14 protein-coding genes are annotated in these 14192 nt (G+C 54.4%); 5 read left to right on the plus strand and 9 right to left on the minus strand.

The window, feature by feature from the left end; translation table 11 throughout:
* Nucleotides 1-5 precede the first annotated feature (5 nt).
* From IMCC12053_RS08105 to IMCC12053_RS08135, 7 genes are all read right to left on the minus strand, one after another.
* Nucleotides 6-488 (minus strand): RNA pyrophosphohydrolase, encoded by a 483-nt coding sequence (locus tag IMCC12053_RS08105; RefSeq protein ID WP_062217810.1) that lies wholly within the window; start codon nt 486-488, stop codon nt 6-8.
* Between the two features lie 60 nt (nt 489-548).
* On the minus strand, nt 549-1880 hold the full coding sequence (locus IMCC12053_RS08110; protein ID WP_062217813.1) for a S41 family peptidase: 1332 nt from the start codon (nt 1878-1880) through the stop codon (nt 549-551).
* Nucleotides 1881-1937: 57 nt separating this feature from the next.
* Nucleotides 1938-3023, minus strand: a complete 1086-nt coding sequence (locus IMCC12053_RS08115) for a murein hydrolase activator EnvC family protein (protein WP_236852383.1) — start codon at nt 3021-3023, stop codon at nt 1938-1940.
* A gap of 38 nt (nt 3024-3061) precedes the next feature.
* Entirely contained in the window at nt 3062-4588 is a 1527-nt protein-coding gene (gene gpmI / locus IMCC12053_RS08120; RefSeq protein WP_062217819.1) for a 2,3-bisphosphoglycerate-independent phosphoglycerate mutase, read from the minus strand.
* Between the two features lie 93 nt (nt 4589-4681).
* Nucleotides 4682-5152: a 23S rRNA (pseudouridine(1915)-N(3))-methyltransferase RlmH gene (gene rlmH, locus IMCC12053_RS08125; RefSeq protein ID WP_062217822.1), complete on the minus strand. Its 471-nt coding sequence runs from the start codon at nt 5150-5152 to the stop codon at nt 4682-4684.
* Nucleotides 5152-5490, minus strand: a complete 339-nt coding sequence (gene rsfS, locus IMCC12053_RS08130) for a ribosome silencing factor (RefSeq protein WP_062217826.1) — start codon at nt 5488-5490, stop codon at nt 5152-5154. The genes rlmH and rsfS overlap by 1 nt, the downstream gene beginning before the upstream one ends.
* Before the next feature lie 206 nt (nt 5491-5696).
* The gene (locus IMCC12053_RS08135; RefSeq protein ID WP_082389130.1) at nt 5697-6953 is read right to left on the minus strand and encodes a mechanosensitive ion channel family protein; all 1257 of its coding nucleotides are present in this window, start codon (nt 6951-6953) and stop codon (nt 5697-5699) included.
* 359 nt (nt 6954-7312) lie between these two features.
* Here IMCC12053_RS08135 and leuC point away from each other — a divergent pair, with 359 nt between their 5' ends.
* On the plus strand, nt 7313-8722 hold the full coding sequence (gene leuC, locus IMCC12053_RS08140; RefSeq protein WP_062217843.1) for a 3-isopropylmalate dehydratase large subunit: 1410 nt from the start codon (nt 7313-7315) through the stop codon (nt 8720-8722).
* 11 nt (nt 8723-8733) lie between these two features.
* Nucleotides 8734-9339, plus strand: coding sequence for a 3-isopropylmalate dehydratase small subunit (gene leuD / locus IMCC12053_RS08145; protein ID WP_062217846.1), 606 nt, complete (start codon nt 8734-8736; stop codon nt 9337-9339).
* 86 nt (nt 9340-9425) lie between these two features.
* On the opposite strand, the gene IMCC12053_RS08150 is transcribed toward leuD, so the two are convergent.
* Together IMCC12053_RS08150 and IMCC12053_RS08155 are read right to left on the minus strand one after the other, a co-directional pair.
* Entirely contained in the window at nt 9426-10094 is a 669-nt protein-coding gene (locus IMCC12053_RS08150; protein WP_062217849.1) for a 3-oxoacid CoA-transferase subunit B, read from the minus strand.
* A 12-nt stretch (nt 10095-10106) separates the two neighbouring features.
* Entirely contained in the window at nt 10107-10760 is a 654-nt protein-coding gene (locus IMCC12053_RS08155; protein ID WP_062217852.1) for a CoA transferase subunit A, read from the minus strand.
* 376 nt (nt 10761-11136) lie between these two features.
* On the opposite strand from IMCC12053_RS08155, the gene IMCC12053_RS08160 reads away from it, so the two are divergent.
* The 3 genes from IMCC12053_RS08160 to leuB are packed head-to-tail and all read left to right on the plus strand — an operon-like array spanning nt 11137 to nt 14173.
* Nucleotides 11137-11973: a hypothetical protein gene (locus IMCC12053_RS08160; protein WP_062221073.1), complete on the plus strand. Its 837-nt coding sequence runs from the start codon at nt 11137-11139 to the stop codon at nt 11971-11973.
* A 53-nt stretch (nt 11974-12026) separates the two neighbouring features.
* Entirely contained in the window at nt 12027-13010 is a 984-nt protein-coding gene (locus IMCC12053_RS08165) for an endonuclease/exonuclease/phosphatase family protein (protein ID WP_062217855.1), read from the plus strand.
* A 59-nt stretch (nt 13011-13069) separates the two neighbouring features.
* Nucleotides 13070-14173 (plus strand): 3-isopropylmalate dehydrogenase, encoded by a 1104-nt coding sequence (leuB, locus tag IMCC12053_RS08170; RefSeq protein WP_062217858.1) that lies wholly within the window; start codon nt 13070-13072, stop codon nt 14171-14173.
* The last annotated feature ends 19 nt before the right edge of the window (nt 14174-14192 follow it).

Here is a 14192-nt window from a genome sequence, read left to right on the forward strand (position 1 = left end):
CGCGTCTATGCCAGATGCACACTGAACTCTTCGACAACGCGTTCATAAATATCGCGTTTGAACGGGACAATACTATCGACGAGCGCGACACGGTCGGACCATTTCCATTTGGAGAATTCGGGATGGTCGGTGGCGATTTGAATATCGGCATCGGTGCCTGAGAACGTCATCAAAACCCAAAGCTGCTTTTGGCCTCGGTATTTGCCTTTCCAGACTTTGCCCAACAACTCATCTGGCAAATCGTAAGTTAGCCAATCGGATGTCTCGGCAATCACCTCAACCGCGGATGATTCTATACCTGTCTCTTCCCAAAGCTCTCTTAGGGCCGCATCGCGGGGAGCCTCGCCGGCGTCGATCCCGCCTTGGGGCATTTGCCACGCACCGGGGGTATCAATACGCTCACCGACAAAAACTTTGCCCTGCGCATTGATCAAGACCACACCGACACACGGGCGGTAAGGTAGCGTGCTCGCATCTATATTTTTCATCGTAGACTTTCCCAAAACGGATAGCAAAACGGGACGCTCTATGAGCGCCCCGATGCCACATCAATCGCTAATCTTGGAGAGACCGCGCAACAGATCAAGCGCGTATGCAAGCTGGAAATCCTCGTCCCGCAACTTCGCCGCTTCGTCTGCTATCGCACGTTCCTCTTCGATCTTCTGAATCTCGTCTTCCGTCAGGCTGTCGTTATCAAGCGCCCCTCGCAAATCGGATTCGGAGCGGAAACGTGGTGCCGCCTCTTCGGTGGGTGCCTCGGACTCGGGCGCGCGCGGCGGCTGCTCTACGACAATGTCAGGTGAGATACCCAGCGCCTGAATGGACCGGCCTGATGGCGTATAATACCGTGCAGTTGTCAAACGCATCGCGCCTCTTGACCGCAATTGCATCACGGTTTGAACCGATCCTTTTCCGAACGACTTGGTTCCGACAACGATCGCGCGGTGGTGATCTTGGAGTGCGCCAGCGACAATTTCAGACGCCGATGCTGATCCGCCATTGATCAAAACGACGATTGGCTTGCCTTGAGCCAGATCGCCGACCTCTGCGGACACCCGCTGACTATCATCGGCGAAGCGACCCCGCGTGGATACAATTTCGCCCTCATTTAGAAACGCATTGGACACCATGATTGCCTGATCCAAAAGACCGCCCGGATTGTTTCTCAAATCAATGACGACACCGTCAATGTTATCAATTCCATCAAGTTCTTTGGCGCTCTCTTTGAGACCGTCCTCAAGGTTCGGGTATGTCTGGTCGTTGAATGTCGTCACACGTAGAACAACTGAATTTCCCTCAACGCGCGAGCGTACAGCCGTCAGTTTGATCGTGTCACGCACAATGGAAATGTCGAACGGCTCGTCCAGTCCTTCGCGCACCACAGTAATAATGATTTCGGAGCCAACAGGACCGCGCATCAAATCTACGGTTTCGTCTAGGTTCATTCCTAGAACGCTGTCGCCATCCACATGCGTGATGAAATCACCCGCTTCAACGCCTGCGATGTCTGCGGGGGTGCCGTCCATCGGCGCAACGACTTTGACAAAACCTTCTTCTTGCGTGACCTCGATACCCAGACCACCAAACGAACCCGATGTCTGAACCTGCATCGCTGCGGCGTCTTTGGGCGACAGATAGGACGAGTGTGGATCAAGAGACGATAACATCCCGTCAATCGCAGATTCGATCAGCGCCTCTTCGTCAACGGGCTCGACATATTGAGCACGGATTCGCTCAAACACATCCCCGAACAAATCAAGCTGCTCATACACATTGGTCGTCTTTTCAGCCTCCTGCGCGATCAGGGGTCCGGCAAACTGAGTCGTGATCAGTGTTCCCGCGAGGATACCCGCGACGCCTGCCATCATGTGCTTTTTCATGCGTATTCCTCTCTCGGGACAAACGTCCCTCGTGTATCCATTTGACCGAAAATCAGCCTATTGTGTGAACCACACCGCCGGATCAACCGGCTGTCCACCTTCTCTTACCTCAATATAAAGCGTCTCGGAAAGACCTGCACCAGTCCCATCCTCGGCATTTTCAACAAAAGCCGCGAGATCAAGGGCAACACCCCCCATCAAACCGATTGCTGCGCCCTCAGGAATGACCTCTCCGATTTCGCCGTACACCTCTTCTAATCCAGCCAAAACCAACAATACATCATTGCTTGGTTCAAGGATCATCACGTTTCCGTAGTCCAAAAATGCGCCGTGATAGCGCACGGTGGCGGGCCACGGGCTAGTTACAAGAGACAACTGACGCGTTGCAACGAGAACACCAGGGCGCGCCACGCCCGCCGCATCGGCTTCATTGAACCCACGCAAAATACGGCCGCGCACCGGCATCGGCCACGTCCCCTTTGTAGCTCCGAAATCAGGCAGCGGCGCAACCCCATCGACAACATCCATAACCGCCAAACCTGAGGCAAAGGATTCAAGCGTTTCCGAGCTTTCAATCAGGATTCGAAGCCGCTCGTTATCGGTGACAAAGCGCTTGGGCAAACCCACACGGTCCGACATCGCCTGACTTAGCTCAGTGCGCGCCTGCTGTGCATCTTTGAGGCCGATGGACAGTGTTGCCACCGCTTCATCTTGCAGTTCACGTAGGATAGTCGCTTCTTGCAACTGAACTCTCAAAACGTCCGCAGCCTCTTGCATTGCGGGCGTAACAGACGACACCAACATGCCTGCGCGCGCGCGCCCAAGCGGGCCCGTGGGATGAACAAGCGCCTCCGGAGTCGCATCGGGCTGTAATGTGACCAAAACCCCAAGGAGTGCGGCCACTTGGCCGCTTTCATCCTCAAAGGCCTCTGATAACTCAGCTTCGCGGAGCGATATTTGACGAAGGCCCGCCCGCATCGCCTCAAGCCCCTCTTCGTAGGCGCGGATCACGTTGCTCAATGCCTTGACGCGGTTAGATGCGCCGTCCGCCGCTTCCAACTGTGCGTGAGCGGCTGCAAATTGTTCACGTGCCGCCTGCGCAAGGGCGACTGGAGATACCGGTTGCGCCACCGCATTGTTCATATTGAAGACCAAAAAGAGGACTATTGCGCCTATCCGTTTCATCTTTGAATTAACGTCCGACCAGTCATTTCATCTGGCAAAGGCAGCCCCATGAGATCAAGTAGTGTTGGCGCAACATCTGCCAAACGCCCACCCTCCCGCAAGGATGTATTTTGCGGGCCATTAAAGACGATCACGGGCACGGGGTTTGTCGTATGTGCCGTATGGGCGCCGCCCGTCACGGGATCGATCATAGTCTCGCAATTTCCGTGATCCGCGATCACCACCATCGCGCCGCCCACCCGTTCGAGCGCATTGATGACCTGACCAAGCCCCTGATCCACGGCCTCACAGGCCTTCATTGCGGCCTGTAAATCGCCAGTATGGCCAACCATGTCGGGATTTGCGTAGTTGGTAACGATAAGATCATAACCAGCGTCGATCGCACCGACAAACTTTTCGGTGACTTCGGGCGCACTCATTTCCGGCTGTAGATCATAGGTTGCGACCTTAGGCGACTGCGGCATAAAGCGATCTTCGCCTTTCTCGGCAGCTTCCTTGCCACCATTCAAAAAGAACGTGACATGCGGATATTTCTCCGTTTCTGCGAGGCGGAATTGGCGCAAGCCCTGCTTTGCAACCCACTCCCCAAGCGTATTGGATATCTCGCCCTTAGGGTATGCTACGCCCATGTATGCATTATGCCCAATCGAATACTGGACCATACCAAGCAAAGCGGCGAATTTCGGGCGTGGCCCTGTCTCAAACTCCGCGAAATCAGGCTCGCCAATGGCGCGCAAAATCTCACGTGCGCGGTCCGCGCGAAAATTCAGGCAAAACACACCATCCCCGTCTTTTGCGCCCGCGTAGTCACCGACCACCGTGGCCTTGACGAATTCGTCCGTCTCGCCACGCGCATAAGATTCCAAGACTGCCTCAATTGGCGTCGCTGCGCGCTCGATCCCCTTGCCGTTGATCATTGCAAAATACGCTTGGCTGACGCGCTCCCAACGGTTGTCGCGATCCAGTGCAAAATAGCGCCCGATGACCGTACCTATCGTGACACCTTCGGGAAGGCGGGCCACAAAATCCGATATGAACGTATCGGCGGATTTCGGGGCAACATCGCGCCCGTCTGTAATCGCGTGAATGATCACTGGCACACCACGATCTGCGACTGCTTTAGCTGCGGCCAGCGTGTGCTCGATATGGCCATGCACGCCGCCATTGGAAATCACCCCCATGAGATGGGCCGTACCACCGCTCGCCTTTAGCGTCTCGCAAAAACGGATAATTTCGGCATTGTCGAAAAAGGATCCATCCTCGATCGCCAAGTCAATTTGACCCAGATCCATAGCCACGACACGACCTGCGCCGATATTCGTGTGACCAACTTCCGAGTTGCCCATCTGACCAGACGGCAGACCGACATCAGGGCCGTAGGTGATCAACGTGCTGTGCGGGCAGTTCGCCATGAGACGGTCAAAGTTCGGGGTGTCTGCCAAATCCGGCGCACTTGAATCACCGGTCGGACTAATTCCCCAACCATCTAAAATGCAAAGGACGACGGGTTTTGGTGCGGCCATGATCGGCTCCTGTCTTTTTCTCTAATCACGTTCTAACGCTGGGATTTGCCCGCGTGAACCTTAGACAACAAAATTGCGGACAAAATATATGCCCTAAACTCGATGGTAGGGCGACCCCGCAAGGATCGACGCCGCACGATAGAGTTGTTCAGTGAGCATGGCGCGGACAAGCATGTGCGGCCAAACCATTTTTCCAAGAGAAATTGAAAAGTCGGATTGCGCCCGCAAGGCGGGATCAATGCCATCTGCGCCGCCAATAACGAACGCGACATCTTGGCATCCGTTATCGCGCCACTGTGCCAACTTGTCTGCAAATTCCGGAGACGTAAGCGTCTTACCGCGCTCATCCATCGTGACAATCATCGCTCCCTTAGGGATCGCGCGCTCTAATAGCGCAGCTTCGGCAGGCATGCCTCCGCCTTTTTTATCTTCGACTTCGTTGAGGGAGAGCGGGCCGAGGCCCAATGCGCGCCCCGTCCGATCAAACCGTGTCGTGTAGTCATCAATGAGAGTCGCCTCTGGGCCGGAACGTAGCCGGCCCACAGCGCAAATATGAACGCGCATCAGCTCTTGGTCGCTTTGGTCGCCGCCTCATCTGTCGGCAGCCACATTTTCTCCAGCTGATAGAATTCGCGCACTTCCGGACGGAAGATGTGAACAACCACATCGCCCGCATCCATCAGAACCCAATCGCCCTGACCTTTGCCTTCGATGCGCGTCAAAACGCCGTGCTGCTGCTTGAGCAGATCGGATATCTTCTCTGCCAATGCCCCCACCTGACGGGAAGAGCGGCCAGAACAAATCACCATGAAATCGGCGATCTGCGACTTGCCACGCAAGTCAATCGTCACGATGTCTTCGGCTTTTTCCTGATCAAGAGCATGGGTAACGAAGTCCAACATCAGCTGGCCTCCGAATTTTGTCGAGGTGCCACGACTCATGGGCTCCCCCGAAACTGCAGCCCCATCGGCTGCGGTCTGTACGTAAGACAGGACATAGTCCTCCTTCAAAACGCGCCGTATTCAGTCCCCGACGCCAAGATTTACCCAATATAGCATCGCTGATCACAAATCTCAATCTACCGAAATCACCTTGATGAATTCAGGCGTCAATCGAGGATGCGGGCTGGCAACTCATCGCCATCCAAAACCCGCACTTCCCGCTGAGGGAAGGGGATAGAAATGCCGTTCTCTTTGAACGCGTCCCACAAGGCGAGGTACACATCACCGCGCACGTTGGTCAGCCCTCCCGTTGGATCGGTAATCCAAAAGCGCAGGATATAGTCGACGGAACTGTCGCCAAACCCGACAATATGGCACACGGCGGGCCGTGTCGCCAAAACCCGACCGACGGTATTAGCGGCCTCAATCGCGATGGCGCGGACTTTATGGGGGTCATCGGCGTAGGCGGTCCCAAAAAAGATGTCCAAGCGGACAAAATCGTTTGTATGCGACCAGTTGACCACTTGGTTTGTGATCAAATCCTCGTTCGGAATCAGGTACTCTTTGCCATCGCGCGTTACAACAGACGCATAGCGCGCTCCAAGCGTATTGATCCAACCAAACGTTTCACCAAGAGAAATGACATCCCCGGGCTTTATAGATTTGTCGAGCAAGATGATGATGCCTGACACAAGGTTAGAGACAACTTTTTGTAGGCCAAAACCAAGGCCGACACCAATAGCGCCGGACAAAACGGCAAGGCCCGTTAGGTCAAATCCGACTGCTTTTAGACCGATAAAAAACGCGGCGCCGTATAGCGAAACTTGTGCGACCTTAACGATAAGGACTCGCATCGACGGTGAAATATCTTCGTTTTTGCGGACTTGAACCGCGGTTTGCGCCGAAACAACCCGCGCGAATGTGAATAGCAACGCCGTAACAATCAATGCCTTCAGAATCGCTAATGACGACAGGCGAAAGGCACCAAACTCAATAGCCAATCCATCAAGAAAATCAGTTGTTCGGCCTAGGCCGCCAATAAGGTAGAGCGTGACATAAATCCACAAGCCCCAGCGCACCATGCGTCTTAACAACCGGTTTTTCACAACCTGTGCGGCGAATTCGACCAAAACCCATGCTGTTACAACCCGCGCGAGGACTTCGATCAAATACGATCGGGAGGGCCATGTGAGTTCTTGCATGACGAGGAACACGGCCCACAAAATGACGGCCCACACGATCAAAACAAGTCTTTTTTGAACTGCGAGCAGATAGCGCAACTGCCACTTTGGTCGCCCGGAGAGGTTGCGCATCCAGCCTCGCATGCGGAACACAAAAACCTTCCCCAAACCAATCGCACCGATCAGGGCCGCGACCATGATCCCAATTTGATAGAGATTCCAACGCCGCAACAGCCCCGTCATAAACGAAGCCAAATCACCTCCCGTGTCATTCACGAGATCGGAAATCTGTACTGGATCCAAAACTAACCTCTTAAAATATTTCGCCTGATGTTCGCACGGCTTGGCGCGTCCGTGCAAGCCGCACACGCGAACCGCCACTATGTCATGCGTCTTGCTAGACTCATCGCAAGCCTATATGTGAGCATCTATGGAACGTTTTTTTGATATGGACGACCGCGCCCGCCTGCCTTGGCGGTTCTATGGTGCGTCGATGACCATTTTAGCCCGACTGCGGGCCTGAAACCAGTTTTCGTGCGCCGTTTTTGCGCGCGCCACATCACGACACCTTCCTTTTCCCAATGCCATCAACGGAGAGCGATATGACCGCCCCGAAGACAATCTATGACAAAATCTGGGACGCACACGTTGCCCATGAACAAGAAGACGGCACTTGCCTTCTTTATATCGATCGCCACCTCGTACACGAAGTGACCTCGCCGCAGGCCTTTGAAGGTCTGCGCATGGCGGGCCGCCCCGTCCGTGCCCCGGAAAAAACGATCGCGGTGCCCGATCATAACGTTCCGACCACTTTGGACCGCGTGTCTGGTGTGATCGCCAACGAAGAGAGCCGCATTCAGGTCGAAGCGCTCGACAAGAACGCCAAGGATTTTGGTATCCACTATTACCCCGTGTCCGATGTTCGTCAGGGTATCGTGCACATTGTTGGTCCAGAGCAGGGTTGGACCCTTCCGGGGATGACGGTTGTTTGCGGCGATAGCCACACCGCGACCCACGGCGCATTCGGTGCCTTGGCGCATGGCATCGGCACATCCGAGGTCGAGCATGTTCTGGCCACCCAGACGCTGATCCAGAAAAAATCTAAGAACATGAAGGTCGAGATCACAGGCAAGCTTAAACCTGGTGTGACCGCTAAAGACATCACCATGGCAGTGATCGGCGAGACCGGCACGGCTGGTGGTACAGGCTACGTCATTGAGTATTGTGGCGAAGCGATCCGTGAGTTGTCCATGGAAGGGCGTATGACCGTCTGTAACATGGCGATTGAGGGCGGCGCACGCGCAGGCCTGATCGCGCCAGACGAGAAAACCTTTGAATATGTTAAAGGTCGTCCGCATGCCCCAAAAGGCGCACAGTTCGAAGCCGCATTGGCGTGGTGGAAAACGCTGTTCACCGACGAGGGCGCGCACTTCGACAAAGTCGTGACCCTCAAGGGCGAAGAGATCGAGCCCGTTGTGACTTGGGGCACATCGCCCGAAGATGTTTTGCCGATTTCCGCGGTTGTCCCCGCGCCAGAATCGTTCAAAGGCGGCAAGGTCGAGGCGGCGAAACGCGCGATCGAATACATGGGTCTGACGGCGGGTCAAAAATTGACAGACATCCAGATCGATACTGTGTTCATCGGATCATGCACCAACGGCCGTATCGAAGATTTGCGTGCCGCGGCCGCTATCCTCAAAGGTAAAAAGGTCAAAGACGGGATGCGCGCGATGGTCGTTCCCGGTTCGGGCCTTGTGCGTGCACAAGCCGAAGAAGAGGGCCTTGCAGATATCTTTACCGAAGCGGGTTTTGAATGGCGCCTTGCAGGGTGCTCCATGTGTCTTGCGATGAACCCCGACCAGTTGGCCGAGGGCGAGCGTTGCGCGTCGACATCGAACCGCAACTTTGAGGGCCGCCAAGGCTACAAAGGCCGCACTCACCTCGTCAGCCCCGCTATGGCCGCCGCCGCCGCCATCACGGGTCATCTGACTGACGTTCGCGAAATGCTGTAAGGAGTATCCAAATGGAAAAGTTTGAAAAACTACACGGCATTTCTGCACCTATGCCGCTCGTGAATATCGACACGGATATGATCATCCCCAAGATTTTCTTGAAGACGATCAAGCGGTCCGGCCTTGGTGTGAACCTGTTTGACGAGATGCGCTATGATCGCTCCGGTAACGAGATCGCGGATTTCGTTTTGAACAAATCGCAGTATCGTGAGGCGCAGATTATCGTTGCGGGCGACAACTTTGGGTGTGGCTCGTCGCGTGAACACGCACCTTGGGCCATTGCGGATTTCGGTATCAAATGCGTGATCTCCACGTCTTTCGCCGACATCTTTTATAGTAACTGCTTCAAGAACGGCATCTTGCCAATCGTGATGCCACAAGAGGTGGTCGACGTGTTGATGGAGGACTCTGAAAAGGGTGCCAACGCACGCATGACCGTTGACCTCGTTGAGCAGATCGTAACCACGTCCGATGGTCAGGCGTTCCCGTTCGAAGTTGACGCGTTCAAAAAGCATTGTCTGCTTGAGGGTCTCGATGACATTGGTCTGACGATGAACAACGTGTCCTCCATCGATGCTTATGAAAGTAAGATGTCGCAAGAGCGTCCTTGGGTCTAAGTGATTCCAAGATTTAGGAATGTGAAACGGCGGCCACATGGGCCGCCGTTTTTGCATGTAAAATCCAACCTGAATGCCGGAAGCTATTACGCAGCAACCCGATCGGACACGGCCATCTCAAGCACATCGCCGTTGTAGATCAACCTTGCCGCTGTCGCTGCGACAATCTCCTCAACAGATACGTTTGGCGCGCGCTCAATAAGGTGCAGCCCGTCATCCTCTGGCTTGATCACGGCCATTTCGGTCACGATCAAATCGATGCGGCGTTGTGAGGTGAGTGGCAAGGTACATTCAGGCAGGATTTTTGGCTCGCCCTTGTTGGTGTGCTGCATGGCAATAATCACCTTTTTCGCACCGGTCACGAGATCCATCGCGCCGCCCATACCGGGCGTATAGTGCCCCGGGATGATCCAGTTGGCGAGGTGCCCCGCCTCATCCACCTGCAACGCGCCAAGCACGGTCAGGTCGAGATGCCCGCCACGAATGAGACCAAACGAGAACGCGCTATCGATGGTAGAGGCACCGGGGACAAAGGAGACAAAGCTGCCGCCCGCATCGGTGAGGTGGCGATCCGTCATGCCCTCAGGTGGACGGTGGCCCATGCCAACGGCGCCGTTTTCGGCCTGAAAGAAAACACCAAGAGATTCGTCGAGGTAGTCATTCACAAGTGTGGGAATGCCAATCCCGAGATTAACGAGCGTGCGGGGCTGAATTTCTTGGGCAACGCGGCGGGCGATAAGTTCTTTAGGGTTCATAGTGTTGCCTCCTTAAGCCGATTTTTTGATGACATGGTCGACAAGAACGCCGGGCGTTTTAACCTCATCGGGCGGGATGACCCCGACAGGAACAATAGCCTCAGGCTCGCAAATAACTGTGCGACCCGCCAACGCCATAATCGGGTTAAAATTTGTCGCCGTAAGCATATAGGAGAGGTTCCCAACGTAGTCACACCGCGCAGCGGCAATCAGCGCAAAGTCAGCCGACAACGGCTTTTCAAGTAGATAGTCCTTACCATCCACTGTGATGATCTCTTTGCCTTCAGCTATTTTAGTCCCGACCCCTGTGGGCGTTAAGATGCCGCCAAGACCGACACCTGCCGCACGAATACGTTCGACGAATGTCCCTTGCGGCACGAGTTCGACCTCCAATTCGCCACTGGCGTATTGCTCTTGGACATCTGGATTTAACCCCATGTGACTACACACTAATTTGGTCACACAGTGGGCTTTGAACAACGGGCCAGGTCCGCAATGCGGGCGCGCCGTGTCGTTTGACAATAGTGTCAGGTTCTTTTTGCCTGAAGCGGCCAACGCCGCAACAATGTGATCGGGGGTGCCAACGCCCATAAATCCTGACAACATGACGGACGCCCCATCTGGGATCATGTCCACGGCTTCTTCGATGGAAATGGCTAGGTGCATTAATAGGATCTCCGTTTAAATTTGCGGTCCTCCCGACCTGTTGAACCGCTTCGCGTGCGATGCTTCCATGCGCTGTGTCAAACACCTGCGATAAATGTTGAAAAAGCGATCACGGTAACTCCGAGGCAAAAACCCCACATCTTGTGAGGTAAACCCTAAAGGGGCACAACGCGAGAAACTAATGATGCAAAATGGCACCGCTTTGTCCACGAAAGCGCCCCAATTCCTTTGTTAACCTTAACCATTCCTTGCTGACGCAAATGAAAGAAGGCAGAAATTGGGCAATATTGAGGCAGTCCGTCATAATTGGCGGGATCAAATTGGGAAAAGAACGCGGCTTCGCATCGCGATCGACCACTTTGAAAGGGAATGGGCAGTGCTTAACCGCATTTTAGGTGCAATTGTGCGCGCGGCTTTGGTCGTATCGCTGATCGTGATGCCATCGGTATTTTTACCGAACGTATCAGGTGACTCTGCACAGGTTATCGCACTTATTGCGCTCTTTGGCGCCGCTCTCACCTTTTTCGAATATGTTTCCGCCTACCCGGGCCTCGTCGAATTCCGTGACGCCCCCCCATTCAACCGTATCCGGTTCGGTTCGCTTTTTGTAACCGTCCTTCTCCTCACGGTGATTATGCAAGGCACCGTTGACCCCTCGGTCCTCAGCGTCCTCGTAACCGCCATCGGTGGGTTGATCGGATATGTCATGGACTTCCAATTCTCGCCCGTTCGCCTGATCATTCAGTTGCTGCCAAAAGACATGCCCATTGATCAAGTGGCAATGGTGCGTGTAGCGGCAGGTATGAGCTACCTCATCTCACTTATATCTTTGTGCATTTTCTATCTCGCGCTCAGACTTGGTAATTGGCCCGCGAAAAACGGCACATTCAATGTTTGGATCAATCTGCCAACGTTTGACCCCACGGCGGGTGGCGATGTTGTGGCGCGCCTGACACGAGACGCGCGCGTGAATATCATCTTAGGATTTCTCTTGCCGTTTCTTATCCCCGCAGTGCTAAAGTCGGCAGCAACATTGTTTGGCACGATTACGGTGGAGAATTATCAATCGCTTATCTGGGCCGTATCCGCATGGGCCTTTTTGCCCGCATCGCTGTTCATGCGCGGAATCGCTATGGGACGGGTCGCGGATATGATTGCCGACAAACGCCGCAAAACCTATGCAAACGCCGATTTCGATCACCAGCCAGTTTAATCCTTGCCGCACTCGTCGCCCTTTGGGGATCATCGTCCTTTGCGAGTGATGGGTTGCGCATCGCCTTTTGGGATGTTGGCCTAACGCGCAACGGTCCTGGCCTATTGCTAAAAGAAATCATCGAAAAAGATGCCGACGACATCGCAGCAGCACGCGATCATATTCTATACGTTGCGCCTGACATCTTGCTCATAGCTGGCTTTGATACCGATTTTGACGGCTATACCGCGAAAGCCTTCGCTGACTTTTTAGACGCCGGTTTCACGTATACGTTCTCGACAGTTGGCAATGTCGGGATTCCATCTGGCTTTGATCTCGACCGCGACGGGCGGTTTGGTGAACAAGAGGATGCATGGGCTTACGGGGATTTTCGTGGACAAGGCGGATTGGCGCTTCTGTCCAAGATGCCGATTATGACCGATGACGTACAAACATTCACGGATCTGCTTTGGGCAGATGCGCCGCAAAGCCGGTTTCCCTACGATTATTTCACACCCGACGAATCCCGGTTGCATCCCCTATCATCTAACGGCCATTGGGTGGTTCCAATCCGCTGGGGTGACACAAGACTGGACCTTTTGGCATTCAAGGCCGCCACACCCGTTTTCGATGGTCCCGAGGACCGCAACGGGCGCCGAAACGCTGATGAGATTGCACTATGGCGACACTATTTGGATGGAAAACTCTCGGTAGGTCCGTCATCTCCGTTTGTTATCATGGGCAACGCAAATCTCGATCCGGTCGACGGTGAGGGACTGCATGGTGAAATCATCGCGCTTCTTAACCACAAAGACATCCAAGACCCTTTGCCTGCTTCGGACCATGGTGCGCGCATGTCAAACCCACTGCATCACGGCGACCCACGACGAGATACCGCGGACTGGCGCGATCCAAATCCAGGAAACTTGCGTGTCGATTATGTGTTGCCGTCCGCAGACCTTAGTATTGTACAAAGCGCCTTAGCATGGGTTGAAGGCGACCACTCGGCACTATTTTCGCACGCAATGGTTTGGGTCGATATCGCGCCGCTTCCTTGACCTTAGGGCGCAGCTCGGCTACGCGAAACCAACGCCTGAAAGACAAGGAAAGACACGACATGAGCAACCCCTCCATTCTCATTCTGCCCGGTGACGGAATCGGCCCCGAAGTCATGACCGAAGTGGTCAAAATCATTGACTGGTACGGTGCCAAACGTGGCCTGACGTTTGACGTGACACACGACCTCGTCGGTGGTGCCGCTTACGATGCACATGGTGCGCCGATTTCGGACGAGACAATGGAAAAAGCCCAGTCTGTCGATGCCGTTTTGCTCGGTGCTGTTGGCGGACCGAAATACGACAACCTCGATTTCTCCGTCAAACCAGAGCGCGGCTTGTTGCGCCTGCGCAAGGAAATGGACCTCTTTGCCAACCTGCGCCCCGCGCAGTGCTTTGACGCATTAGCTGATTTCTCTTCGCTCAAAAAAGATATCGTTGCAGGTCTCGACATCATGATCGTGCGCGAACTGACCTCTGGTATCTATTTCGGCGAACCCCGTGGCATTTCAATAGAGAACAACGAACGTGTGGGCATAAACACACAGCGTTACACCGAAAGCGAAATCGAGCGCGCCGCACGTGCGGCATTTGATCTAGCGATGAAGCGCAACAAAAAGCTGTGCTCAATGGAAAAAGCCAACGTCATGGAATCGGGCATCTTGTGGCGCGATGTCGTGACCGAAGTGCACGCTGACTACCCCGAAGTCGAGCTATCGCACATGTATGCCGACAATGGCGCGATGCAGCTTGTACGCGCACCAAAACAGTTCGACGTCATTGTAACCGACAATCTGTTTGGCGACATCCTATCCGATTGCGCTGCAATGCTTACGGGGTCTCTGGGAATGCTTCCCTCCGCGTCCCTCGGCGCGCCAATGGAAAATGGCCGCCCCAAAGCTATGTACGAACCCGTACACGGTTCGGCCCCTGACATTGCGGGCCAAGGCAAAGCAAACCCGATTGCCTGTGTACTCTCGTTCGCCATGGCCCTTCGCTATTCGTTCAACGAAGGCGACGAAGCAACACGCCTCGAAAAAGCAATCGAACAGGTTTTGGCAGACGGCGTACGCACCGCTGACTTGGCTGGCGAAGAGGGCGTAGTTCCCGTATCGACGTCTGAAATGGGTGACAAAATCGTCGAAGCGCTCGACGCGTCACTTTAATTTGAGACGAACAAACGAT

The organism is Celeribacter marinus (assembly GCF_001308265.1).
Taxonomy (GTDB): Bacteria; Pseudomonadota; Alphaproteobacteria; order Rhodobacterales; family Rhodobacteraceae; genus Celeribacter; species Celeribacter marinus.